The organism is Chelativorans sp. ZYF759 (assembly GCF_012911015.1).
Lineage (GTDB): Bacteria > Pseudomonadota > Alphaproteobacteria > Rhizobiales > Rhizobiaceae > ZYF759.
Map to the genome: position 1 here is coordinate 605,852 of NZ_WVVV01000001.1, position 20,386 is coordinate 626,237.

Sequence of the window (20,386 nt, forward strand, 5' to 3'; positions counted from 1 at the left end):
GGGCTTGTCAAAGCGCAGTTTTGACATAAGCCTGCCCGCCAAGACAAAAGCAGAAGGGAAAGACGCCATGGCCGCATCGGCCCTAGTCGTGATCGATGTACAGAACGATTTCTGCCCGGGCGGGGCGCTGGCCGTCGCGGGTGGCGACGAGATTCTGCCCATCGTCAACCGGCTGGTCGGCGAGCACGAACATGTCGTCGTGACACAGGACTGGCATCCCGCAGGACATTCAAGCTTCGCTTCACAGCATGGCGGCAAAAGCCCGTTCGACAACGTAGAGATGCCCTATGGCACGCAGACACTCTGGCCGGACCATTGCGTGCAGGGCACGCCGGGTGCCGAGTTCCATCCTGCGCTCCAATGGGAAAAGGCCGAACTCATCATCCGCAAAGGATTCCGGCGCAGCATCGATTCCTATTCGGCCTTCTTCGAAAATGATCACGCGACGCCGACCGGCCTCAACGGTTATCTGGTTGAGCGGGGGATCCGCAAACTGGTCATGGTGGGGCTGGCGACCGATTTCTGCGTGGCCTTCTCGGCGCTGGATGCTGCCAGGCTGGGCTTCGCGGTCACTGTGGTGATGGAGGGGTGCCGCGCCATCGATATGGGTGGTTCGCTGGGCGTCATGACAGAAAAGATGCGCGCAGCCGGGGTCACGCTTGAATAGCGTGCCCCGGCTTTAGTCAGGTCACTGAGGCGCTGGGCCAGCAGGCGCGGTTTCCGGCGGTGGCTGGGTTGCCGGCGGGGTCTCCTCACCGGACTGCTCCATGGGGTCGCCACCGACCTGGTCCTGGGCGGCCGGTTCGATGGCTGTGCCGTACATGCCGACACCCCACCAGACGACCAATGCGAGAAGCAGCCCGACGATCAGGATGACGAGTACAGGCGCGCCCCTGCGTCCCTGTCGCGCTTCCGTCGGTTTGACTTGCTTGACCATAATGTTCCTTCTTTCCAATGTTGAGGCATCAATGCGATGCGGCCGCGCCTAGCCCGGGCTGTCGGGATAACGGGGGCGGCGCCTGGAGCCCTTGCGGGGTCTGTTCTCGCGGTAGATGCCATAGCCGAGAAGGGCGAGCAGCGGCGTGGCGACTCCGCCGACCCCACCACGGGCGATCAGAGCAGGCACGACGATCATTGCGGCGGTCTGCGCCATGGCCTTGAAATCATGCGCGCGCCGCTGCTGTGCCACAACTTTCTGGGTTCGTTCGCCCATCCTGTGCGCCACGATGATGATGATGGCGAGCAGAATGAAACCGCCGCCAAAACCGAGCGCCGTGTAGACGGTACCGTAGATGCTCGCGAGCCAGGAAAAGCCCGCGGCAATCAGGAAGCCGATGCCGATAAGGGCGATCACACCCGCTAGAAGATATGCCATGGCCGCGGCCTTTGCGCGGCGCATGGCATCCATGATTTCGCCTGACGCCATCGAGGCGATAAGAGAGGCTAGCATGAGGCTGGCCTATCGGCGCATGAGGACTGCGAAAAGAAACCCGACACCGGCTGCGATGGCCAAGGACGTGATCGGCTTCTCGCGCACGGTTTCCGACAGCTGCTCTTCGACGTCGCGCGCCTGAGCCTTGATGTCCTCCATGGCGGCTTCGCCCTGAGCTTTCGCCTGCTCCAGACCTTCAGTGGCTGCACGGCGCGCCGCCGAGTATGAAGTGTCCCGCGTCTTCGCCATCTGATCTACGAGCTTCGCCATCTCTTCACGCAGCTTTGCGATCTCGGCTTCCAGATCCTGCTGCGTCGCCTCGTTCTTGAGAGGTGCCCCTGCCTTGCCCGCACTCGTTGCCATGAAACTTCTCCTTCTTAATTTGTCGAGGGAAACGTCCGGATGCTCGACTGGTTCCCCGGAATCACCGCCAAACGGGGTAGATGAAGGCTGCCACCGGAACCGAATTCCGATCCGGGCGTTTGTCGTCTGCCCTCCAGACAGCAGATGATATGTTACCGCTGAATTCCAAGAAACCGCCAGTGGTACGTTTGCCCCCGAAATCGGGTGTCGAGGTTGGGCTTTCGCGCGCCGCTCAGGTATCGCTGATCTTCCTGGGGCTCCTTGGCCTCACATTCGCCCTTCATGCCGGCAAGTATATTCTCGCCCCCGTGAGTCTGGCCATCGTTGTCGGCCTCATGCTGGGGCCACTCGCCGGGCGCCTCGAGCGGCTCGGCATGTCTTCCTGGCTATCCTCGGCATTGGTCTTCCTCCTCTTCATCTTCGCCGTCTTGGCTCTGGCGGTGGCTCTGTCGGGGCCCTTGGCTTTCTGGATCGGCCAGGCTCCGGAAATCTGGGAAGAATTGCAGTTCCAGCTGTACCAGCTTCGTCAGCCCATGGCGGCCATTACCGGGCTGCGAGATGAACTCCGCTCGATTACCGGAAATACGGGGTTCACGGTGGCCGTGGAGGAAGGTTCCCCGGTCGAGGACATGGCGTATCTGGCGCCTGCGATCCTCGGGCAGGTGCTCCTTTTCATGGCCAGCCTCTATTTCTATGTGGCGACGCGTCATCAGACCCGAGCGGCTGTCCTCAGCCTCTGCATCGGCCGCAGGCTGCGCTGGCGCGTGGCGCACGTGTTCCGCGACGTCGAGTGGCTCGTGTCGCGCTATCTGCTTTCCATAGCTCTCATCAATGCGGGTCTGGGTGTTGTCGTGTCGCTGGCGCTTTGGGCTGCCGGCGTGCCTTCTCCGGCCCTGTGGGGCGCGCTTGCGGGGCTCTTGAACTTCATCATGTATGTGGGGCCGGCAATCATGGTGGCGATCTTGTTCGCCATCGGGCTTGCCACTTTCGACACGCTGGGCGGTGCTCTTATTCCGCCGCTCGTCTATCTCTCGGTCAACCTTATCGAAGGACAGGCGATCACGCCGGCCGTCCTGGGGCGCACGCTGACGCTCAACCCGTTCCTGGTGCTTGTCGCGCTGGCCTTCTGGATCTGGCTGTGGGGTCCAGTCGGTGGCTTCATCGCGATTCCCGCCCTGCTGATCGTGTTTGCGATCGTTCGCAACATCCTGCCTGGCGCAGATCTGGTGACACCCGTCAGATAAACGGACGCGGCGGGAATTCGACTGGCGACCAACCGGCCAGATCCTCGAGCCGTTCCAGATCGAGTATCTCGCAGCCCCCGTCGCGCCACCTCAGGAGCTTGCCTTGGGCGAGCTTGCGCACTGTCTTGTTGGTATGAACCAGCGATAGTCCCAGCGTATCGGCCAGGTGCTGCTGAGTGATGGGAATCTCCATTGGCCTGCCATTGAAAAGACCCACGTCGCGCGCCCGCTCCGCTATGAACGAAAGAAGATAGGCGAGCCGTTCAAGCGCGCTGCGGCGGCCGACGCTCAACAGATTCTCGTCAAGAATGGATTCCTCGCGGGCGGCGATCCAGGTGACGTCGTAACCCAGAGCGGGGTGGGCTTCATAAAGGCGAAGCAACTCCTCCCTCTCGAACACGCAAAGCAGCATCGGCGAAAGCGCTTCGACGGAATGCTGCATATCGCCCATCAATGTCCCCTGCAGGCCAACAAGGTCTCCCGGCATAGCGAAGTTGACGATCTGACGGCGGCCATCCGTCAGCAATTTGTAGCGGAATGCCCATCCCTTGAGGATGGTATAGAGGTGAGGGTTGCGGGTTCCCTCGGCAAGAACCGTACCGCCCTTGTCGACGCTCAACTCGCCCTTCTTGAATCGAGAAATGAAGTTGAGTTCGTCGCCGGTCAGGTCACGAAAAACCTTGCGATCCTTCAGCGGACATTTCTGGCAGGGATAGACTCGCGCCGAACGAGACTTGGTATCCATCGAACGTGGCTATTCCTCAAAAGACGGGGCCAATGCCCCGCTCCCGCACGAGGCATGTCTTTGTTTAATGACAGATCACGCGCATTGGAAGAAGTAGCATATTGAGGGACCGCGTCAGGAAAGAACACCATTGGCCGACAAATTTCTCGATGGGCTCAAGGTCCTCGTCCTTGAGGACGAATTTCTCATCGCAATGGATGTCGAGGAGCTGTGCCGCGAGCATGGGGCAAGGGACGTCGTCATCATGCGCCACCTCGGAGAGCTGGCAGGCGCTCAGCTGGGAGTGCACCAGTTCAATCTGGCCATTGTCGACGTGCGGCTCGGCGGCGAGACGACTTTCGACTTTGCACGAGAGTTGACCAGCCAGGCCATCCCCTTTGTCTTTGCGACCGGGTACAGCGAAAGCGAAGTGCTTTTCGAGATGTTTCCGGGCGTGGCTGTGGTCAGCAAGCCCTATGTCGGATCGACACTTATCGAAGCCGTGCGTGCAGCGATCATCGCGCGGCCTGTCTCAGGCCGCGCTTGATCCCATTACCTGGGCCGCGATGGAATCGGGTCCGAAATCGCCTTCGCCGGAAATGCCCAGCGTTTGCTGAAGATGGGACCGGGCACGGCTGACCCGGCTCTTGATCGTGCCGACCGCGCAATCGCATATGTTGGCGGCTTCTTCGTAGGAGAAGCCCGAGGCGCCGATCAGAATGATCGCCTCGCGCTGATCCTCCGGAAGGCGCTCAAGGGCCTTGCGGAAATCGTCGAGGTCGAGCGAACCGTGTTGAGCCGGATGGACGGCGACACGTCCCGTGATCGCCCCATCGCTATCTTGAACCTCGCGACCGCGCTTGCGCATCTGCGAATAGAATTCGTTGCGAAGGATTGTGAAGAGCCAGGCCTTCAGATTGGTCCCGGGCTGGAAGGAGGACTGCTTGTCCCAGGCCTTGACCAGCGTCTCCTGGACAAGGTCGTCGGCGCGATCGGCATTCTGCGACAGCGAAACCGCAAAGGCACGCAGGCTGGGAATAGCGCCGAGAAGGTCGCGCTTGAAGTCAGTCGCGACACTCATGCGTCATCTTTCTGCTGGCCGTTCTCGTTCTCGCCAGCCTCTAACTGTCGAAGCAGTTCCGCAAATCGATCCGGCACCTCTTCGGTCACGAGATCATCGTAATATTGCTTCAGCTTGCGTCCGATTTCGGAATTGGCTCCAAGATTCATCGAGCCGTTGCCCCGCTGGCGCTGCTTGGGTTCGTCATTTGCCATGCTATTTCCCTGCCCCCAGGCGTTCATCATTATCATCGGCAGGCCTCTCGCCCTCTGCCTGCTCGGCTCGGCGCTACGCCGTCTGCGTTTGCCGGCGTGCGGCCCAGCCCCATTCGTTCGGTCTAAAACGTGCTTTGTAGCATTCGGTTCCATGATGTCGGAACTTTTTGCAGTCGGCCGCGTTTGAGGATAGCTGGAGACAGTTTACTATTTTGTTCAGGCTGTTCGAGGGAGACGCCATATCATGAGTTTGTCCGCAAGGATCGCGCCGCACTTGCCATTGTTGCGGCGGTTTTCACGTGCCGTATCGGGCTCGCAGACCAGCGGCGATGCCCTTGTGGCCGCCACGCTGGAGGCGATCATCGCCGATCCCAGCATCTTTCCCAAGGCGTCGTCCGACCGGATCGCCCTCTACAGCATTTTCGCGAAGCTGTTCACTTCCGTAGCGCTGCGGGTGCCGGATGAACAGCCGCTGTCGGCTTGGGAAAGCCGCGTGGTTACCAATCTGTCCGCGCTGGCGCCAAAGCCGCGTCAGGCCTTTCTGCTCGTTGCCGTCGAGGGCTTCAACGAGGCCGAGGCGGCCGAGATCCTCGGCGCTTCCGAAGATGAGTTCAGCGAGCTGCTAAACCAGGCGAGCGACGAGATATCGCGGCAGGTCGCTACCGAGATCATGGTGATCGAGGACGAGCCCCTGATCGCCATGGATATCGAGCAGATGGTCGAGAGCCTCGGGCACCGCGTGGTGGGTACCGCGCGCACGCATCAGGAGGCGACCGCCCTCTTCAAGAGCTCGAACCCGAAGATGGTGCTGGCTGATATCCAGCTGGCAGACGGCAGTTCGGGCATTGACGCCGTCAACGAGATTCTGGCGATGGCGAGCGTGCCCGTCATCTTCATTACCGCGTTTCCAGAGCGTCTGCTGACCGGCGAACGCCCGGAGCCGGCCTTTCTCGTCACGAAGCCGTTCAATCCCGACATGGTCAAGGCTCTGATCAGCCAGGCTCTGTTTTTTGATCGGCAGGCCCAGGCGGCTGCCTGAGCGAGCGGTTGCACGTTTGACAAAGAAAGCCCGCCACGCGAATGCATGGCGGGCTTTTCCGTGTCTGCCGACAGGAACGAATGCGGCGGCGCGACGTTACACAATTCAGTCACATCGGAGGCAGGACAAATGCTCTACTGGACCTTGATTTTCCTGGTCGTCGCCATCATTGCAGGCGCCTTGGGGTTCACCGGCATTGCGGGCGCGTCGGCCAGCATTGCGCAGATACTGTTCTTCATCTTCCTGGCGCTGCTTGTGATTTCGCTTGTCGCGGGGTTCATGCGCCGCGCCCGGTGACAGGCGTATCGCCATGAATTCCCGGTTGCCCGCATGGTTTCGCCAGCCTTCCGCAGTTCTGCAGGTGGCGGATGTTGCCATGCGAGAGCTTTCCGCCTTGGAGCAGTCCCATACGCAGGTTCGCGCCCGATAACCCAAAACGAGGCCAACCCGCCACCGCGGAGTTGGGTCGGAGCCTGATTCGGGCGCTCGGCAACACCGGCATCACCGTCGTCTATCAGGACCCGGATTTGCGCGTTGCGTGGGCACACAATTTGCCTGATGCGTGGGGTACCGACACCGACGACATCACCGGGCTTACGGACGCAGAGTATCTGGCTGCCGCCGACCTCAGTCGGGTGCTGGCGCTGAAACATCAGGTGCTTCAGGATGGGCAGCCTCGCCGCTTCGAACTGCGCCAGAGGATCGAGGCGGGTAGTCGGTGGTATGATGTCTGGCTCGACGCTGATCGCAGCCCGGACGGTCGCGTGCTCGGCGTCGTGACCACTCTGGTTGAGACCACCGTCCACAAGCAACGCGAGCAGGCATTGCGAACCTTGCTGCGCGAGGTCAGCCATCGATCGAAGAATCTGCTGGCCGTCATCCAGAGCATCGCGAACCAGACCGGCCGCTACTCCGGCAGCATCGACGTGTTCCTCAACCGTTTTCGTGGACGGCTGCAGTCCCTGGCATCGTCGCAGGATCTGGTGACGTCCTCGAACTGGCGGGGAGCCCGCCTCGGCGAACTCGTCGAGGGGCAGGCCGCGCGATATTGCGACGATCCCGCCTACAGCATCCGGCTGTCCGGCGCCGATCCGCAGCTTTCTCCCAACGCCGCCCTGCATATCGGCCTTGCGCTGCACGAGTTGATCGTCAATTCCATGAGCCATGGTGCGCTTTCGAAGCCCAATGGCTACGTCGACCTCAAGGCGACGATCATGGATGGTGGCGACGGTTCAGCGCCGCTGGCGCTGACGTGGCTCGAGAAGGCTCCGGTAACCGCCGAGGCGAAACCGACCAAGCAGTTCGGCAGCGTTGCGCTGGAACGCGTGGTTCCTGCTTCGCTCGATGGTGAGGCGCAACTGATGATCGGGGAGGGAAGGGTGGAATATCGGCTGCGCATACCGGCGGCCAATTTCGAGCTTAGCTGAGCTGTCTCTTCAGACATGAACGCAGACAAGAAAAAAGCCGGCCCGCAGGCCGGCTTGAAGGTGTGGAAGGTGCGATCGGGGTGGGGGACTTTGTGCACCTTCCCTATGAGACACGGGAACATATTGGGGGGCGATTGGAGGGCTATGTCCGCCGTGTATCATGCCAATAACCCCCACAAAGAGAATTGGTTCCACGCCGCGCGAAGATTTTTTTTCGGTTTTTTCGGCGGAACCCGAGCGGACCCAGACCCGTTGAGCAGACGAGTTGTCCGGGAGGCCCCGCCATGTATTCGCAGATGTCGCAGATTGAACGCGTTGCTCGGCTCGCGATGGGCGACTTTCGAGAGCAAAACAGTAGCGATCCGCTGCCGCCTGGGCCCAATTACAGTCCGTTCGGATATTTCCGGCTGTCCATAATGATTTTCGCAGCCTTCGTTGCGATCCTGCTGGCGCTGATGATCCTCTGATCGCAGTCTCGCTTCAGTCCAGCGGGACGCGCACGCTCATCTCGCCGTAATTCGGCTCGACGAATGTCGCCAGCGCGAACATTGCGCCATAGGCAATCGCGGCCAGAAGGGCCAGGATAAATATAAAACGAAACAGAGTGGGCATACTGCTCCACTATCCCCAAATACTTGTCTGCGCCCCCTGCCCCTTATCGTATGGGAGGCGGCCGATTTCAAGGCAGGCCTGCCGGTCTTGACCCAAACCGCTTTTGCGCCTATTGGAACGGCGAATTTTCCATGAGGCTGGCCTCCATAGCCGCGCCGCGACCTTGATGTGGTGCGGAAGGTGGTCGTGGCCAAAAATGAACCGAAGGTAATTGCAATGTCCCGCGCTTGCGAACTGACCGCCAAGGCCGTGATGAGCGGCAACAATGTGAGCCACGCCAACAACAAGACCCGGCGCGTGTTCCGTCCCAATCTCGTCAACGTGACGCTTCAGTCCGAAGCGCTGAACCAGAATGTGCGTCTGCGTATCTCCGCGGCCGCCCTGCGCTCGGTCGAACACCGTGGCGGTCTGGACGCCTTTCTCGTGAAGGCCGACACAGCCGATCTTTCGCAGCGCGCGCGCCTCCTGAAAAAGCAGGTCGAGAAGAAGCTCGCGGAAATGGAAGCCGCCTAAGGCGTCTGTTCTCCTACCCCGCTTGGCGCGGCGGGCCATGGCCCGCCCGACTGGTTCCATCACCCAGGTTAAAAAAATGAACTCCAGCACGTTTACGATCTGGCCATTCGTGGCCGCAATGGCGATTGTCGTGGTCGCCTCCAATATTCTCGTCCAGTATCCGTTCGGCCATTTCGGGCTTCAGGATCTTCTCACCTGGGGTGCATTCACCTATCCGATCGCTTTCCTCGTCAACGACCTGACCAACAGGCGTTTCGGGAAGGCCGCGGCCCGCAAGGTCGTTTTTGCCGGTTTCGCGCTTGCCGTGCTGCTTTCGGTGTGGCTCGCCACGCCGCGCATCGCCATTGCTTCGGGCTCCGCCTTTCTGGTCGCCCAGCTTCTCGACACGCAGATTTTCGACCGGCTGCGCCATGATGCCTGGTGGAAGCCTCCTCTCGTGTCGACGGTCATCGGCTCGATCGTCGACACCATTCTGTTCTTCTCGCTGGCATTCGCGTCGGCTTTCGCCGTTCTCGATACCGGTCTCGGCATGGAGGATGGCTCGCTCGGCTTCGCCGTGCCGTTCTTCGGCGCCGAGGCGCCACTGTGGGTGTCATTGGCCTTGGGCGACTTCGTGGTGAAGATGCTGGTCGGCCTGGCCATGCTGGCGCCTTACGGGGCGCTCCTGGCAGTCCTGAGGCCGTCCCCCGCAGCGCGCTAGCTGCGCAATTCACCCAAACGCCAGCCTGACGGCGATGGCAGGCGGCGCGCGCATCCGATACATCTGGCGCTTCTTCGTACATGAACGCCCCGGCCAAGGTCGGGGCGCTCTTATATCAGGCGGCCAGCGCCACACGAGTCTTGCCGATCATGAGTGCTGCCCGGGCAGCTTCGCGGCCCTTCTCGATGAAATGCTCGCGATAGATCCGGGTGTGGTGCTCGGTTTCCTGGTAGTGATGCGGAGTCAGCGAGACCGAGAGCACTGGCACGCCCGTGTCCAGCCCGGCGCGCATCAGGCCGTCGACCACAGCCTGGGCGACGAATTCATGCCGGTATATTCCGCCATCGACAACGAAGGCAGCGGCCACGACCGCCCCGTAGCGACCGGTGGCTGCCAGGTCGCGGGCGAGCAGCGGCATCTCGAAGGCACCAGGCACGTCAAACACGTCGATCTGTTCGGCGGGGATCAGTTCCCGAAAACCGTCCAGCGCCCGGTCCACGATATCGGCATGCCAATTGGCCTTGATGAAGGCATAGCGGGTGTGTGTCATCGCGATCTCCTTTCCAGCAACGGACACGTCACCCAAGGCGATCACGAGCATCCGCCGCCGGAGTGGCGGGCAGGACACGCGTTCTCTTCCATCCGGACTGTAACCGTCGGCCCAGGCTTCCCACCTGGTCTGCTGACCCTTTCCCGAAGGTAAGGCGCTCGCGGGCTCGCGGGTCGTCCCGCATACCGCCGGTGGGGATTTCCACCCCGCCCTGAGAACGAGCAGAACATAGGTGACGGGGGGCGGCACCGCAAGCAGCCCACCCCCATCAACGCCTTCTGGCTGGTCTCGCAGCGCGGCGTGCATCGCTTTGAACCGGCGCGGCTTCGTCCGCGCCGTTTCGCGTTCCTCATTCGTCCAGAAGCACGAACTCCAGATAGAGAGAGCGCTGAAACATCGACTGGTTGTCGTCCGACAGAAGCGCCAGCACCAGCGCGCCGTCCTCGCGGCGCCACCAGTCGATCGACTCCATATTGTCGATCTGATGGGTCATGTCGGCTTCGTAGAGAACCGGCCCGTCGACCAGCGCCCCGGCGCGGATGGCGTCGCCTTCGATGCGGCGCATTCGCATGGCCACCCCGCCCGGCAGCGAAAAGCGCCGCTCGAGCAGCAGCAGATCGCCTCCCGGCAGGAAGACGGCGTCCGTGACGTCATAGTCGTTGCTGCGCGTGATGAAGAACACGCCGCGCCGCGGGCCTTCGAGGATTGCCGCAAACAGGTTGCCGTCCCCATCGAGACTGCGCTCGGCGACGACGATCCGGGCGCCCTCCAACGGGCCATCCGCCGGCGCGCGCGCGACCGCCTCCATGCCGTGATTGTAGCGCAGCTCATGAGGCGGGATCAGGAAGTCCACTTCGCCGAGCGGTGGGCCCATGGCGCCCGGCTCGAGACGGAACTCCTCCACGCGGTGCGCGCGCTCGAAGGTCGCGGTGGCGATGCCGCCGGAAATGGAAAGGCCTTCGGCATCGGCATAGTGCTTGTCCTCGAACGGTTCGCCGTCGGGCCCCAGCATGGGCTGCATGGAAAACGCCGCCATGCCGAGCGGCACGCCGTCGCCGTCTCGCTCGACCGAGCCGAAAAACCAATAGCCGTGATCGGCCACGCCGATGAAGTCCCTGCCGGGGGTCAGGAAGCGCATGGAGGAGAGTTGGCCGAAGCTCGATCTCGGTGAGCGCATCTCGAAGCCGCCCACGAATTCGAGCGGCCCGAAGCGCATTTCGTCCGAGCCGAGGCGAAAACGGTCAATGGGCAGGAAGGCGAGTTCGATGTCCCTGGCGGGTTCGGCCCGGGAGGATGTGGCCAGCCCTCCCGCCACGGCGAGCAGCACAAGCAGGAGCCTGGCGGCGAGCCGGGAGACAGCTGCCGCGCGGCGGCTCATCCTGTACGCCGCATCCCGCCGCGCAGGTTCTCTCGCCGCATATCGCGGGCGCTTTGTTCACCGAAAAGGGCGGCCAGCTGTTCCGTCATCGCGCCCGCCAGTTCCTCGGCATCGACGATCGTGACGGCGCGCCGGTAATAGCGGGTGACGTCGTGACCGATGCCGATGGCGAGCAGTTCGACGGGCGAACGGGTCTCGATGAGTTCGATGACGGCGCGCAGATGGCGTTCCAGATAGTTTCCGGGATTGACCGAGAGAGTCGAGTCATCCACCGGGGCACCGTCCGAGATCATCATCAGGATGCGGCGCTGCTCCGGCCGGGCCAGCAGGCGCTGATGGGCCCACAGCAGGGCTTCGCCGTCGATGTTCTCCTTCAGCAGCCCCTCGCGCATCATGAGGCCGAGATTGCGCCGGGCGCGCCGCCAGGGCGTATCAGCGGATTTGTAGATGATGTGGCGGAGATCGTTGAGACGACCGGGACTGGCGGGCTTGCCATCCTTCAGCCATTTCTCGCGGGACTGACCACCTTTCCAGGCGCGCGTCGTGAAACCCAGGATCTCGACGGAGACCCCGCAACGCTCAAGCGTGCGGGCGAGGATGTCGGCGCAGGTGGCAGCCACTGTGATGGGGCGGCCACGCATCGAGCCCGAATTGTCGAGCACCAGCGTGACGACCGTGTCGCGAAAATTGGTGTCGCGCTCCTGCTTGAAGGAGAGCGGCTGCATGGGGTCGATGACGAGGCGCGGCAGGCGTGCGGGATCGAGGACGCCTTCCTCGAGATCGAAGTCCCAGGCGCGGTTCTGCTGTGCCATCAGGCGACGCTGGAGCCGGTTGGCGAGCCGCCCGACCACGCCCTGAAGGTTGGAGAGCTGCTTGTCCAGAAAGGCGCGCAGGCGATCGAGTTCCTCTTCGTCGCAGAGTTCCTCGGCGCCGACCGTCTCATCGAACGCGGTGGTGAAGACACGATAGTCGACATCGCGCGAGACATTTGCGAAGGGATCGTCGTTGCGGCGGGTCTCGCCAGGCGTCTCGGCGTCGAGATCGTCGTCCGACATCTCGTCGGCGCTGGCATCCGATGCCTCGGTCTCGCCCGCGTCCTGTTCCTCGCTGGACGCTTCCATCTCCTCGGCCTGGGCATCGTCGGAACCGGTGTTCTCCTCGCCACCTTCCTCGCCCGATTCCTCGCCCTCGGGTGGCTGTTCCTCGCTGTCGGACTGCTCGTCGCTCTCGTCGTCCTCGCTCAGTTCTTCCGCCATCTCCATGGAGACCAGCATGTCCCGCACCGCGCGGGCGAAGGCCTGCTGATCGTCGAGTTTCTCGAGAAGCGTGTCGAGATTGCTACTGGCGCGGTCCTCTATCCAGTCACGCCACAGCGCGACGAGCTTCTCGCCGCTCTTGGGCGCGGCGCGGCCGGTCAGCTTTTCGCGCACCATCAGCGCGAGTGCTTCCTCGAGCGGCGCGTCGGCCTGATCGGCAACGTTGGCGAGATTGGCGCGGACGAACTTGTCTTCCAGCATGGAGCCGAGATTGTCCGCCACGCCGACCATGCTGCGGGCGCCGATTGCCTCCACGCGGGCCTGTTCGACAGCGTCGAAAACGGCGCGGGCCTGGCGGCCATCCGGGGCAAGCTTCGAATGAAGACGCATGTCATGGCAGGCGGTGCGCAGCGCCATGGAATCGCCCAGTCCGCGGACGATGGCGAGATCTTCGGCCGTCGGCTTGCGCGGAAGGTCGGGCAGGCGGGCGGTGTGACCGACCAGCGCAGGGCGGTCCTTGGCGAAAGTCACCTCGAACTGGCTATCGCCGGAGATCGCCCGCATGCATGTGGCGAGCGCGCGCTTGAAGGAGTCGGTCTCGCCGCCCTTGCCCGATTTCGATCTGGAATTGTCGCCGGGGCCTGCCATTCGTTCCCGTTCAGCTCAACACGACGTTGGCAGCCGATTCCGGCAAATCCTCGCCAAAGGCGCGCTGGTAGAACTCGGCCACCACCGCACGCTCGAGCTCGTCGCATTTGTTGAGGAATGTCAGGCGGAAGGAAAAGCCGACATCGTTGAAGATCTCGGCATTCTCCGCCCATGTGAGCACGGTGCGCGGGCTCATGACGGTCGACAGGTCGCCATTGATGAAGGCCGAACGGGTCATGTCGGCCACCCGCACCATCTTGTTGGCGATGTCGCGGCCCTTTTCGTCCCTGAGATAACGGGCCTTGGCCAGGATGATGGCAACCTCGTCGTCATGCGGGAGGTAGTTCAGCGTCGTGACGATCGACCAGCGGTCCATCTGCGCCTGGTTGATCTGCTGGGTGCCGTGGTAGAGGCCGGTGGTGTCGCCCAGACCGATCGTGTTGGCCGTCGCGAAGATGCGGAAGGCGGGGTGCGGCCGGATGACGCGGCTCTGGTCGAGCAGCGTGAGGCGGCCGGAGGATTCCAGCACGCGCTGGATGACGAACATCACGTCCGGGCGCCCGGCATCATATTCGTCGAACACCAACGCGACGTTGTGCTGGTAGGCCCAGGGCAGGATGCCGTCACGAAACTCGGTGACCTGCATGCCTTCCTTGATGACAATGGCGTCCTTGCCGACGAGATCTATGCGGCTGACATGGCTGTCGAGGTTGATGCGCACACAGGGCCAGTTCAGGCGCGCGGCGACCTGCTCGATATGGGTCGATTTACCGGTGCCGTGATAGCCCGAGACCAGGACGCGCCGGTTGTACGCAAAGCCCGCGAGGATCGCCATCGTGGTCTGGCGGTCGAACAGATAGTCGGGATCGATGTCGGGTACATGGGAATCGGCGACCGAATAGGCCGGCACGACCATGTCCGATTCGATGCCGAAGGTTTCCTTCACCGAAACGGTCGTGTCGGGAAGATTTGCAATGTCGCGATCGACCTTGTTCATCATGCCTCCATGCGGAAGCCGCGGCTGCCGCAGGTCAAAGTTCTGGGATATCGGGGGCCGTCTTTAGCAGATCGACAGATCAACACAAACCCGCCTGCTTCAGCATCCGGTAGGCCTGGATGACTTCCCGGAACCGATCTTCCGACTCCCGATTGCCACCATTCGCATCCGGATGATGGCGCTTCACGAGTTCCTTATAACGCGCCTTGATCTCCGCGCCAGTGGCCGCTTCGCCCAGGCCCAGCGTATCCATCGCCTTGGCCTCAAGCGCGCGAAGCTTTCGCTGGCGAGGAAGGTTGTCCTTCTCGCGACGCTGTTCGTCGCCAAAAACGCCGAAGGGGTCGCGCAGCCGGTTGTAGTAGCCGGCGGAGCCCGAGCGCATCCGGGCGAAATCGTTGGCATAGACGCTGCCCCCATTGGCGCCCATGCGCCAGGTGGGCCGGTGACCCGTGAGGGCCTCCTTCTGAAAGCGGGCGACGTCCGAATCGCCGATGCCGGAGAAATAGTTGAAGCTCTTATTGTAGTGGCGCACGTGGTCGATGCAGAAGTGAAAATACTCTCCCTCCCGCATGCGTCCAACCGGGGCGCGATGCGTGCCGGGCCGATCGCAGCCGTCCCACTGGCATTCAGGCGTGCCAGCTTCCGGCGCGGCCTCGCGGTCGCGCTTGATGCGGATCTTCTCGAAATATTTCGAATAGGCGACCATCGGTCCCAATGCCGTGCAAATCAGAAGGGATTATGGGGTGTTCGTGGTGCGAAACAAGAATTGACTTTTAGCAGACCTTCACCCTAGGCCGGTGCTTCGCCGTATCGCAACGACCACACATATGGTCAATGGAGGTAGGTTTGTCCACCAAAGCCCGCATCGAGGAAAAGATCGCAGCCGCGCTGGAGCCCGAGCGTCTGGAAGTGCTCGACGAAAGCCATCTCCATGCCGGACACGCCCATCACGACTCCGATCACCACGCCGCATTCGACGGCTCGGGAGAGACCCATTTCCGGGTGCGCGTCGTCTCGCCGCGCTTTTCCGGCATGGGGCGCGTGGACCGTCACCGGATGGTCAACGAACTTCTGAGCGAGGAACTGGCGGCCAATGTCCACGCCCTGGCGATCGAACCTGCCGCCCCCGGCGAAAAGACGCGCTGGTAGGACCAGTCACCGTTTGGACTGAACGACCTCGACCGGCTTGATGCGCAGGCTGGTGATCCGATTGCGGTCGCGCTTCAGCACCACGAAGCGCATGCCGTGGAAGGTGAAGGCCTGCTTCTCCTCCGGAATCGTCTGCGTCTCGTGGATCACCAGACCGGCGATGGTGGTCGCCTCCTCGTCCGGCAAGTGCCAGTCCAGCGCGCGGTTCAGATCTCGAATCGGGACGGAGCCGTCGACCACGACCGAGCCGTCCGCCTCCTGCTTCACGCCCTGCATCTCGACATCGTGTTCGTCGGAAATGTCGCCGACGATCTCCTCGATGATATCCTCCAGCGTCACCAGCCCTTCAACCTCGCCATATTCGTCGACCACGATCGCGAAATGGGCCTTGCGGCGCAGGAAGGCGTTGAGCTGGTCCTGGAGCGAGGTCGTGTCAGGCACGAACCACGGCTTGCGCGCCACCTTGACGATATCGACACGCGAAAAATCGTTCTCGACCTCGTGCAGCGCGCGCAACAGATCCTTGGCGTGCACGACCCCCACGATGTTGTCCATCGTCCCGCGCCAGATCGGCATGCGGGTGTGGGGGCTCTGAAGCACCTCCCGCACGATCTCGGCCGGCGAATCGTCGGCACAGATGGTGCGCATGTTGGTGCGGTGGATCATGATGTCGGAGACTTCGAGCTCGTGCAGGTCGAGCAGGCCGCCGACGCGGTCGCGGTCCTGTTTCACCACGCCACCCTCGCGGTGCAAAACCTCGACCGTGCCACGCAGTTCCTCGTGGGCCGACAGCATCGGCGCGTCACGCGACAGGTTGATCCCGAAGAGCGAGAGAAGGCCGCGCACGATGACATTGGCAAGCGAGGACAGGTGGCCGAAGAGCAATACGATGAGCTGGGTGAAGCGGGAGACGGCGAGCGCAAACTGCTCCGGCCGCGACAAGGCCCAGGATTTGGGCAGGATTTCCGCGAAGATCACCAGGAGCACGGTCATGCCGATCGTGGCGTAGACCACACCTGCCTCGCCGAAAATATTCAGCATGGCCGTGGTCGCCAGCGCGGATGCGAGAATGTTCACGAGATTGTTGCCAATGAGGAGCGCGCCGACAAGTCGGTCGCGCCTCAGCACCAGCTTGCCGACGATGCCTGCGCGCTTGTCGCCATTGGCCTCGAGCGTGTGCAGCCTTGCCCTGGAAACGGCCGTAACGCTCGTCTCGGTGCCCGAAAAAAGGAAGGACACCATGATGAGCAGGGCGATGATAAGCAGGGTAATCCAGATTTCGCCGATCATGATCGGAGGTTCTCCTCAAGGAAGATACGTACATCGTCGGCCGCAACGTCGCGAGCGATAAAGGACCGGCCGATGCCGCGGGTCAGGATGAAGGTCAGTGCGCCGCGGGAGACCTTCTTGTCCTGCGCGATGAAATCCATCAGCGTATCGGCGCCCGGCAGGCCGCCGGGGACGTCGAGGAGTCGCGTGGGCAGCCCCACGGTGGCGAGATGCGCTTCGACACGTGCAGTATCGCCTTCCGGCGCTAGGCCCAGCCGTGCGGAAAAGCGATGGGCGAGAGCAAGCCCGATGGCCACCCCTTCGCCATGAACCAGCCGCGCCCCGTCATAGGCGGTGGCGGCTTCGAGCGCATGGCCGAATGTGTGCCCCAGATTGAGGAGCGCGCGGTCACCAGCTTCCAGTTCGTCGCGCGCGACGATGTCGGCCTTTGCCTGGCAGGATATCGCAATCGCTTCCCCGCGCGCGCCACCGCCGGCGAAAATCTCACCCCAATGGCTTTCGAGCCAGCCGAAGAAATCGGGCCGGTCGATGAGGCCGTATTTCACGATCTCGGCGTAGCCGGCCGCGAACTCGCGCCTGGGCAATGTGTCGAGCACATCGGTATCGGCCAACACCAGGACCGGCTGCTTGAAGACACCGACGAGGTTCTTGCCCCGCGGGGTGTTGATGCCCGTCTTGCCGCCGACGGACGAATCCACCTGGGCGAGCAACGAGGTGGGAAGCTGCACGAGGTGCATGCCACGCCGCACGATGGCCGAGGCAAAGCCGGCCAGATCGCCGACCACGCCGCCGCCCAGCGCGATCACGGCATCGCCGCGCTCCAGCCGGGCCTCCAGCACGCCGTCGACGACACGTTCGAGGAGTTCGAAACGCTTGGATGATTCACCGGGCGGGATGATGATGGCGGAATTCTCGATGCCCGCCGCGTCAAGGCTCGCTTCGAGCGCCTTCAGATGCGGGGCTGCCACGTGTTCGTCGGTGACGATCGCGGCACGTATGCCGGGAAGACGAAGGGCGATCTGGGAGCCGGCGCTTGCGATCAGGCCGCCGCCGATCAGGATGTCATAGCCCCTGTCGCCGATGGCGACCTCCACCTTCCGTGCAGATGAAACGGTCATGATCTGGAATGTTCCTCGGAAGAGATTTGCGAGTGACACAGGAAGGCATCCAGCGACTGGAGGACTTCCTCGGCTATGATGTCGCGATGGGCATCGCGTGTCTTCACCACGATGTCGGCGGAGGCATAAACGGGATAGCGCTCCTTCATCAGTCTTTTCATGACGGCGACGGGATCGTCAGCCTTCAGGAGAGGACGATTCTGCCGCTTCTTCACGCGCTCCATCAGAACGTCGAGATCCGCGTCGAGCCACACGGAAAGGCTGGTCGCGCTGATTTCTCCGCGGATGGCCGGGTTCATGAAGGCGCCCCCGCCGGTGGAGATGACGCGCGGGCTTTCGGACAGGAGGCGATGCAGGACGCGCTCCTCCAGCGCTCGGAACTCCGTCTCGCCATAGGTCTCGAAGAGTTCGGGGATCGTCATGCGTGACGCGCCCTCGATCTCGTGATCGCTGTCGAAGAACGGAATGCCCAGCCGGGCGGCTACGCGGCGACCTATGGAGGTTTTTCCCGCCCCCATGAGCCCGACGAAGACGATGTTGCGCCTGCCCAGCGCATCGAGCAGGTTCTTGGGCGAAATTGCCGGAGGCTTTTCGAAATCGGTCATATGTCAGGTCTACTCGCGGAAGCCTTTCGACACAAAAGGCCGGACGCGTCAAGCAGATGGGCTCGTCGGATATCCGTCGTCGCTTCCGCGTGACGGCAACATCCATGAATTCGCCGGAATTTAGCGGCAAAGCGATTCACGGTGGTGAAGGGACGCGCTGCCCCTCTGTCATCCCGGAGCCCTGTCATGTCTCTAGCACGCTTCCTCGTCCCTGCGCTTGGTGCCGCGATCTCGCTTTCAGCCCTTCCGGCCGCCGCCGAGACCCGATCCTACACAGCCGACTATACCGCCAGCTATCTTGGAATTCCCGTGGCGCGTGCGACTTTCACGTCGACCATCGCCAAGGATGGCGGTCTCGAGATGCGGGGGTCGCTCAGCAGCGCCGGCCTAGCCCGCATCTTCAGCAGCACCAGTGGCAACGCAAATCTTAGCGCCCGCATAGCGGGGCGTGGGGTGGTGCCTCGGAACTTCCAGGTGGAATTCAATTCCGGCGGTCGTCCGGATGGCGTCGACATCCGCTTCCGGAACGGATCGGCGGTTTCCGTCAGCCACCGCAGGCCGGCGCCGCAGAGGCGGCGGACCTATGTGCCGATCACGTCGGACCATCTGGAGTCGGTGATGGATCCCCTGTCGGCCACCCTCGTGCGCGCTGCCTCGGCAGATGAGGTGTGCGATCGTCGGCTGAGCATCTTCGACGGGTGGCTCAGGGCGGATATCCGGCTGCGCCCGGTTTCAACGGGGCCGCTGCCGCGGCATGAAGGCGAGGGCGCGGTCTGCGCCGGCAGCTTCACGCCGGTGGCCGGCTTCAATTCGGATAACCGGGACATGCGCCACCTTCGCGAAAGCGGTGCCATCCGCATCACCTTCGCGCCGCTGGGCGACAGCGGTCTCTACGCGCCGGTCGAGGCCAGCATCGGCACGAGAGTGGGGACCGTCCAGATCAGCGCCGGGCCGCTCCGGGTCAATTAACGCGATCAGGCCGGGGGCGTGGGAATGCACCCGGCCAGAAGCACTGCCGACACGATGACGAGACCGACGAGGCCGGCGATGAAGATCGCTTTCCTCAGCGGCGTTCGCAGCACGATATGGCCCTGGCTGGTGTCCCTGCCGGAAAAGGTACGGGGTTCGTCTCGGTTTTCCATCTTGCTTCCTTCCAGCTCCAAAACGACTGCGGTCTCGGCTGGGTTCCTCAGATGAAGCCGATGAAGCGGCCGGCCACGATCACCCCGACCCAGACGAGGATCGAGGTGAATGCCAGAAAGCGAGCGCTGCGGGGATAGGGGCGACCGGTCCGGTCACCGTCGGCGATTTTCCGGAACGCCCACAAGTTGAGGCCGGCCAGTACCAGCAACGCCATCTTGGCCTGGAATGCCGGGTTGAAGACATATTCGCGGGCCTGGACGGCGAACATGGGCAAACCGGTGACGGCCGCGACCGCGAACCCCGAGACGGCGAAGCGACGCATCAGGGACAAGAAGACCTCTCGGTCGAGGACGCGGATCGTGCCGATGATGCGCAGATCCATCAGGAACACGCATGCAAACAACATCGCGAAGCCCATGATGTGGAGTGCGCTGACGAGCGGGTAGACGAGGAAGGAAAGTCTGAACGCCTCAAGCGCCGGCAACCTCTCGATGGCGGTCAGCAGCTCCAAGCCTCGCCCCTTCAGTCTGCCGGCAGGCGGCGGGGATAAATGTCGTAGGTTTCCCCGCCGATGATGAGGCGAACGGCCTTGAAGGTCCGCTCCTCCGGCGTCCGGGAACGGTGACCGATGGCCTGGACCGTGTCGCCTTCATCTGCGACACCCTCGACGAAGCCCGAACTGGCGGTCGCCCGGGGCGGGGCGAGCTCGACATGCCAGATCTCTCCGTCGACATCGACGTCGAGCGCGGCATGCGGATTGCCGAGCGAGATGGAAACGATGGTGCCCTCGAGTTCGGAGATATCATCTTCCGTCCAGGCCCAGCCGTGATGCGCCTGCACCACGCCGGCGCCAAGGCCGACGCTTGCGGCCATGATCACGGCGGCAAAAGCGAAAACAAGCGATTTGCGGATCAGGCGCATGT

General features: G+C 62.7%; 29 protein-coding genes and 1 riboswitch. Of the genes, 11 read left to right on the forward strand and 18 right to left on the reverse strand.

Annotated elements, in window-relative coordinates; genetic code table 11:
* Positions 1-67 precede the first annotated feature (67 nt).
* The gene (gene pncA / locus GRZ55_RS02710) at positions 68-667 is read left to right on the forward strand and encodes a bifunctional nicotinamidase/pyrazinamidase (protein ID WP_169285326.1); all 600 of its coding nucleotides are present in this window, start codon (positions 68-70) and stop codon (positions 665-667) included.
* Between the two features lie 21 nt (positions 668-688).
* Here the strand turns inward: pncA and GRZ55_RS02715 are convergent, their stop codons facing one another.
* From GRZ55_RS02715 to GRZ55_RS02725, 3 genes are read right to left on the reverse strand one after another with little or no spacing between them, the layout of a single operon-like run.
* A complete protein-coding gene (locus tag GRZ55_RS02715) occupies positions 689-937 on the reverse strand; it encodes a hypothetical protein (RefSeq protein WP_169284837.1) in 249 nt (82 codons plus the stop codon).
* 48 nt (positions 938-985) lie between these two features.
* The gene (locus tag GRZ55_RS02720; protein WP_210257182.1) at positions 986-1,450 is read right to left on the reverse strand and encodes a hypothetical protein; all 465 of its coding nucleotides are present in this window, start codon (positions 1,448-1,450) and stop codon (positions 986-988) included.
* 9 nt (positions 1,451-1,459) lie between these two features.
* Positions 1,460-1,795: a YqjD family protein gene (locus GRZ55_RS02725; RefSeq protein ID WP_169285328.1), complete on the reverse strand. Its 336-nt coding sequence runs from the start codon at positions 1,793-1,795 to the stop codon at positions 1,460-1,462.
* 179 nt (positions 1,796-1,974) lie between these two features.
* Here GRZ55_RS02725 and GRZ55_RS02730 point away from each other — a divergent pair, with 179 nt between their 5' ends.
* The gene (locus tag GRZ55_RS02730; RefSeq protein WP_368856574.1) at positions 1,975-3,039 is read left to right on the forward strand and encodes an AI-2E family transporter; all 1,065 of its coding nucleotides are present in this window, start codon (positions 1,975-1,977) and stop codon (positions 3,037-3,039) included.
* On the opposite strand, the gene GRZ55_RS02735 is transcribed toward GRZ55_RS02730, so the two are convergent.
* Entirely contained in the window at positions 3,032-3,784 is a 753-nt protein-coding gene (locus tag GRZ55_RS02735; RefSeq protein ID WP_169285330.1) for a Crp/Fnr family transcriptional regulator, read from the reverse strand. The two genes, GRZ55_RS02730 and GRZ55_RS02735, sit on opposite strands and share 8 nt — an antisense overlap.
* Before the next feature lie 130 nt (positions 3,785-3,914).
* Here GRZ55_RS02735 and GRZ55_RS02740 point away from each other — a divergent pair, with 130 nt between their 5' ends.
* Positions 3,915-4,310: a response regulator gene (locus GRZ55_RS02740; protein ID WP_246734460.1), complete on the forward strand. Its 396-nt coding sequence runs from the start codon at positions 3,915-3,917 to the stop codon at positions 4,308-4,310.
* On the opposite strand, the gene GRZ55_RS02745 is transcribed toward GRZ55_RS02740, so the two are convergent.
* Both GRZ55_RS02745 and GRZ55_RS02750 read right to left on the reverse strand, forming a co-directional pair.
* Positions 4,296-4,844: a sigma-70 family RNA polymerase sigma factor gene (locus GRZ55_RS02745; protein ID WP_169285331.1), complete on the reverse strand. Its 549-nt coding sequence runs from the start codon at positions 4,842-4,844 to the stop codon at positions 4,296-4,298. The genes GRZ55_RS02740 and GRZ55_RS02745 overlap by 15 nt on opposite strands.
* Positions 4,841-5,038, reverse strand: a complete 198-nt coding sequence (locus GRZ55_RS02750; protein WP_169285332.1) for a NepR family anti-sigma factor — start codon at positions 5,036-5,038, stop codon at positions 4,841-4,843. Before GRZ55_RS02750 ends, GRZ55_RS02745 begins: the two co-directional genes overlap by 4 nt.
* Positions 5,039-5,282: 244 nt before the next feature.
* Here GRZ55_RS02750 and GRZ55_RS02755 point away from each other — a divergent pair, with 244 nt between their 5' ends.
* The 4 genes from GRZ55_RS02755 (at position 5,283) to GRZ55_RS02770 (ending at position 7,971) form a co-directional block, all read left to right on the forward strand.
* Positions 5,283-6,077 carry a response regulator gene (locus GRZ55_RS02755; RefSeq protein ID WP_169285333.1) on the forward strand — a complete coding sequence of 265 codons (795 nt, stop codon included), beginning with the start codon at positions 5,283-5,285 and terminating at the stop codon, positions 6,075-6,077.
* A gap of 129 nt (positions 6,078-6,206) precedes the next feature.
* A complete protein-coding gene (locus tag GRZ55_RS02760) occupies positions 6,207-6,374 on the forward strand; it encodes a DUF1328 domain-containing protein (RefSeq protein ID WP_169285334.1) in 168 nt (55 codons plus the stop codon).
* A 71-nt stretch (positions 6,375-6,445) separates the two neighbouring features.
* Positions 6,446-7,504: a sensor histidine kinase gene (locus GRZ55_RS02765; RefSeq protein ID WP_169285335.1), complete on the forward strand. Its 1,059-nt coding sequence runs from the start codon at positions 6,446-6,448 to the stop codon at positions 7,502-7,504.
* A 284-nt stretch (positions 7,505-7,788) separates the two neighbouring features.
* A complete protein-coding gene (locus GRZ55_RS02770; RefSeq protein ID WP_169285336.1) occupies positions 7,789-7,971 on the forward strand; it encodes a hypothetical protein in 183 nt (60 codons plus the stop codon).
* Positions 7,972-7,984: 13 nt separating this feature from the next.
* Here GRZ55_RS02770 and GRZ55_RS02775 read toward each other — a convergent pair whose 3' ends face one another.
* Entirely contained in the window at positions 7,985-8,116 is a 132-nt protein-coding gene (locus tag GRZ55_RS02775; protein WP_169285337.1) for a histidine kinase, read from the reverse strand.
* 216 nt (positions 8,117-8,332) lie between these two features.
* Here GRZ55_RS02775 and rpmB point away from each other — a divergent pair, with 216 nt between their 5' ends.
* Both rpmB and GRZ55_RS02785 read left to right on the forward strand, forming a co-directional pair.
* Positions 8,333-8,629: a 50S ribosomal protein L28 gene (gene rpmB / locus GRZ55_RS02780; protein WP_169285338.1), complete on the forward strand. Its 297-nt coding sequence runs from the start codon at positions 8,333-8,335 to the stop codon at positions 8,627-8,629.
* Between the two features lie 76 nt (positions 8,630-8,705).
* A complete protein-coding gene (locus GRZ55_RS02785; protein WP_246734461.1) occupies positions 8,706-9,329 on the forward strand; it encodes a queuosine precursor transporter in 624 nt (207 codons plus the stop codon).
* 115 nt (positions 9,330-9,444) lie between these two features.
* Here the strand turns inward: GRZ55_RS02785 and GRZ55_RS02790 are convergent, their stop codons facing one another.
* From GRZ55_RS02790 to GRZ55_RS02810, 5 genes are all read right to left on the reverse strand, one after another.
* A complete protein-coding gene (locus GRZ55_RS02790; protein WP_169285339.1) occupies positions 9,445-9,879 on the reverse strand; it encodes a 6,7-dimethyl-8-ribityllumazine synthase in 435 nt (144 codons plus the stop codon).
* A 76-nt stretch (positions 9,880-9,955) separates the two neighbouring features.
* Positions 9,956-10,102: riboswitch (FMN riboswitch) on the reverse strand.
* Positions 10,103-10,228: 126 nt separating this feature from the next.
* Positions 10,229-11,257, reverse strand: coding sequence for an esterase-like activity of phytase family protein (locus GRZ55_RS02795; RefSeq protein WP_169285340.1), 1,029 nt, complete (start codon positions 11,255-11,257; stop codon positions 10,229-10,231).
* Positions 11,254-13,161: a cobaltochelatase subunit CobT gene (gene cobT, locus GRZ55_RS02800; RefSeq protein WP_169285341.1), complete on the reverse strand. Its 1,908-nt coding sequence runs from the start codon at positions 13,159-13,161 to the stop codon at positions 11,254-11,256. Before cobT ends, GRZ55_RS02795 begins: the two co-directional genes overlap by 4 nt.
* Positions 13,162-13,171: 10 nt before the next feature.
* The gene (cobS, locus tag GRZ55_RS02805) at positions 13,172-14,158 is read right to left on the reverse strand and encodes a cobaltochelatase subunit CobS (RefSeq protein WP_169285342.1); all 987 of its coding nucleotides are present in this window, start codon (positions 14,156-14,158) and stop codon (positions 13,172-13,174) included.
* A gap of 79 nt (positions 14,159-14,237) precedes the next feature.
* Positions 14,238-14,864 carry a J domain-containing protein gene (locus tag GRZ55_RS02810; RefSeq protein ID WP_169285343.1) on the reverse strand — a complete coding sequence of 209 codons (627 nt, stop codon included), beginning with the start codon at positions 14,862-14,864 and terminating at the stop codon, positions 14,238-14,240.
* Between the two features lie 140 nt (positions 14,865-15,004).
* Between GRZ55_RS02810 and GRZ55_RS02815 the strand changes: the two genes are divergently transcribed.
* Positions 15,005-15,307, forward strand: coding sequence for a BolA family transcriptional regulator (locus tag GRZ55_RS02815; protein WP_169285344.1), 303 nt, complete (start codon positions 15,005-15,007; stop codon positions 15,305-15,307).
* A 6-nt stretch (positions 15,308-15,313) separates the two neighbouring features.
* Here GRZ55_RS02815 and GRZ55_RS02820 read toward each other — a convergent pair whose 3' ends face one another.
* Genes GRZ55_RS02820 through GRZ55_RS02830 form a run of 3 tightly spaced genes read right to left on the reverse strand, consistent with a single transcriptional unit; the run spans position 15,314 to position 18,320 of the window.
* Positions 15,314-16,597 carry an HlyC/CorC family transporter gene (locus GRZ55_RS02820; protein WP_169285345.1) on the reverse strand — a complete coding sequence of 428 codons (1,284 nt, stop codon included), beginning with the start codon at positions 16,595-16,597 and terminating at the stop codon, positions 15,314-15,316.
* On the reverse strand, positions 16,594-17,715 hold the full coding sequence (aroB, locus tag GRZ55_RS02825) for a 3-dehydroquinate synthase (protein ID WP_169285346.1): 1,122 nt from the start codon (positions 17,713-17,715) through the stop codon (positions 16,594-16,596). The genes GRZ55_RS02820 and aroB overlap by 4 nt, the downstream gene beginning before the upstream one ends.
* The gene (locus tag GRZ55_RS02830) at positions 17,712-18,320 is read right to left on the reverse strand and encodes a shikimate kinase (protein WP_169285347.1); all 609 of its coding nucleotides are present in this window, start codon (positions 18,318-18,320) and stop codon (positions 17,712-17,714) included. The genes aroB and GRZ55_RS02830 overlap by 4 nt, the downstream gene beginning before the upstream one ends.
* 186 nt (positions 18,321-18,506) lie before the next feature.
* On the opposite strand from GRZ55_RS02830, the gene GRZ55_RS02835 reads away from it, so the two are divergent.
* Positions 18,507-19,289 (forward strand): DUF3108 domain-containing protein, encoded by a 783-nt coding sequence (locus tag GRZ55_RS02835; protein WP_169285348.1) that lies wholly within the window; start codon positions 18,507-18,509, stop codon positions 19,287-19,289.
* A 5-nt stretch (positions 19,290-19,294) separates the two neighbouring features.
* Here the strand turns inward: GRZ55_RS02835 and GRZ55_RS02840 are convergent, their stop codons facing one another.
* The 3 genes from GRZ55_RS02840 to GRZ55_RS02850 are packed head-to-tail and all read right to left on the reverse strand — an operon-like array spanning position 19,295 to position 20,384.
* Complete coding sequence (locus tag GRZ55_RS02840; protein WP_169285349.1) at positions 19,295-19,462, reverse strand: peptide ABC transporter permease; 168 nt, start codon at positions 19,460-19,462, stop codon at positions 19,295-19,297.
* A 47-nt stretch (positions 19,463-19,509) separates the two neighbouring features.
* Complete coding sequence (locus GRZ55_RS02845) at positions 19,510-19,974, reverse strand: DUF6644 family protein (RefSeq protein ID WP_169285350.1); 465 nt, start codon at positions 19,972-19,974, stop codon at positions 19,510-19,512.
* An 11-nt stretch (positions 19,975-19,985) separates the two neighbouring features.
* Complete coding sequence (locus tag GRZ55_RS02850; protein WP_169285351.1) at positions 19,986-20,384, reverse strand: hypothetical protein; 399 nt, start codon at positions 20,382-20,384, stop codon at positions 19,986-19,988.
* Between the last annotated feature and the right edge of the window lie 2 nt (positions 20,385-20,386).

Excerpts from the sequence above, each read along its gene's own strand:
- pncA (WP_169285326.1), top strand. The coding sequence starts at position 68 with ATGGCCGCATCGGCCCTAGTCGTGATCGATGTACAGAACGATTTCTGC.
- GRZ55_RS02715 (WP_169284837.1), bottom strand. The coding sequence starts at position 937 with ATGGTCAAGCAAGTCAAACCGACGGAAGCGCGACAGGGACGCAGGGGC.
- GRZ55_RS02720 (WP_210257182.1), bottom strand. The coding sequence starts at position 1,450 with ATGCTAGCCTCTCTTATCGCCTCGATGGCGTCAGGCGAAATCATGGAT.
- GRZ55_RS02725 (WP_169285328.1), bottom strand. The coding sequence starts at position 1,795 with ATGGCAACGAGTGCGGGCAAGGCAGGGGCACCTCTCAAGAACGAGGCG.
- GRZ55_RS02735 (WP_169285330.1), bottom strand. The coding sequence starts at position 3,784 with ATGGATACCAAGTCTCGTTCGGCGCGAGTCTATCCCTGCCAGAAATGT.
- GRZ55_RS02745 (WP_169285331.1), bottom strand. The coding sequence starts at position 4,844 with ATGAGTGTCGCGACTGACTTCAAGCGCGACCTTCTCGGCGCTATTCCC.
- GRZ55_RS02750 (WP_169285332.1), bottom strand. The coding sequence starts at position 5,038 with ATGGCAAATGACGAACCCAAGCAGCGCCAGCGGGGCAACGGCTCGATG.
- GRZ55_RS02755 (WP_169285333.1), top strand. The coding sequence starts at position 5,283 with ATGAGTTTGTCCGCAAGGATCGCGCCGCACTTGCCATTGTTGCGGCGG.
- GRZ55_RS02760 (WP_169285334.1), top strand. The coding sequence starts at position 6,207 with ATGCTCTACTGGACCTTGATTTTCCTGGTCGTCGCCATCATTGCAGGC.
- GRZ55_RS02765 (WP_169285335.1), top strand. The coding sequence starts at position 6,446 with ATGTTGCCATGCGAGAGCTTTCCGCCTTGGAGCAGTCCCATACGCAGG.
- GRZ55_RS02770 (WP_169285336.1), top strand. The coding sequence starts at position 7,789 with ATGTATTCGCAGATGTCGCAGATTGAACGCGTTGCTCGGCTCGCGATG.
- GRZ55_RS02775 (WP_169285337.1), bottom strand. The coding sequence starts at position 8,116 with ATGCCCACTCTGTTTCGTTTTATATTTATCCTGGCCCTTCTGGCCGCG.
- rpmB (WP_169285338.1), top strand. The coding sequence starts at position 8,333 with ATGTCCCGCGCTTGCGAACTGACCGCCAAGGCCGTGATGAGCGGCAAC.
- GRZ55_RS02785 (WP_246734461.1), top strand. The coding sequence starts at position 8,706 with ATGAACTCCAGCACGTTTACGATCTGGCCATTCGTGGCCGCAATGGCG.
- GRZ55_RS02790 (WP_169285339.1), bottom strand. The coding sequence starts at position 9,879 with ATGACACACACCCGCTATGCCTTCATCAAGGCCAATTGGCATGCCGAT.
- GRZ55_RS02795 (WP_169285340.1), bottom strand. The coding sequence starts at position 11,257 with ATGAGCCGCCGCGCGGCAGCTGTCTCCCGGCTCGCCGCCAGGCTCCTG.
- cobT (WP_169285341.1), bottom strand. The coding sequence starts at position 13,161 with ATGGCAGGCCCCGGCGACAATTCCAGATCGAAATCGGGCAAGGGCGGC.
- cobS (WP_169285342.1), bottom strand. The coding sequence starts at position 14,158 with ATGAACAAGGTCGATCGCGACATTGCAAATCTTCCCGACACGACCGTT.
- GRZ55_RS02810 (WP_169285343.1), bottom strand. The coding sequence starts at position 14,864 with ATGGTCGCCTATTCGAAATATTTCGAGAAGATCCGCATCAAGCGCGAC.
- GRZ55_RS02820 (WP_169285345.1), bottom strand. The coding sequence starts at position 16,597 with ATGATCGGCGAAATCTGGATTACCCTGCTTATCATCGCCCTGCTCATC.
- aroB (WP_169285346.1), bottom strand. The coding sequence starts at position 17,715 with ATGACCGTTTCATCTGCACGGAAGGTGGAGGTCGCCATCGGCGACAGG.
- GRZ55_RS02830 (WP_169285347.1), bottom strand. The coding sequence starts at position 18,320 with ATGACCGATTTCGAAAAGCCTCCGGCAATTTCGCCCAAGAACCTGCTC.
- GRZ55_RS02835 (WP_169285348.1), top strand. The coding sequence starts at position 18,507 with ATGTCTCTAGCACGCTTCCTCGTCCCTGCGCTTGGTGCCGCGATCTCG.
- GRZ55_RS02840 (WP_169285349.1), bottom strand. The coding sequence starts at position 19,462 with ATGGAAAACCGAGACGAACCCCGTACCTTTTCCGGCAGGGACACCAGC.
- GRZ55_RS02850 (WP_169285351.1), bottom strand. The coding sequence starts at position 20,384 with ATGCGCCTGATCCGCAAATCGCTTGTTTTCGCTTTTGCCGCCGTGATC.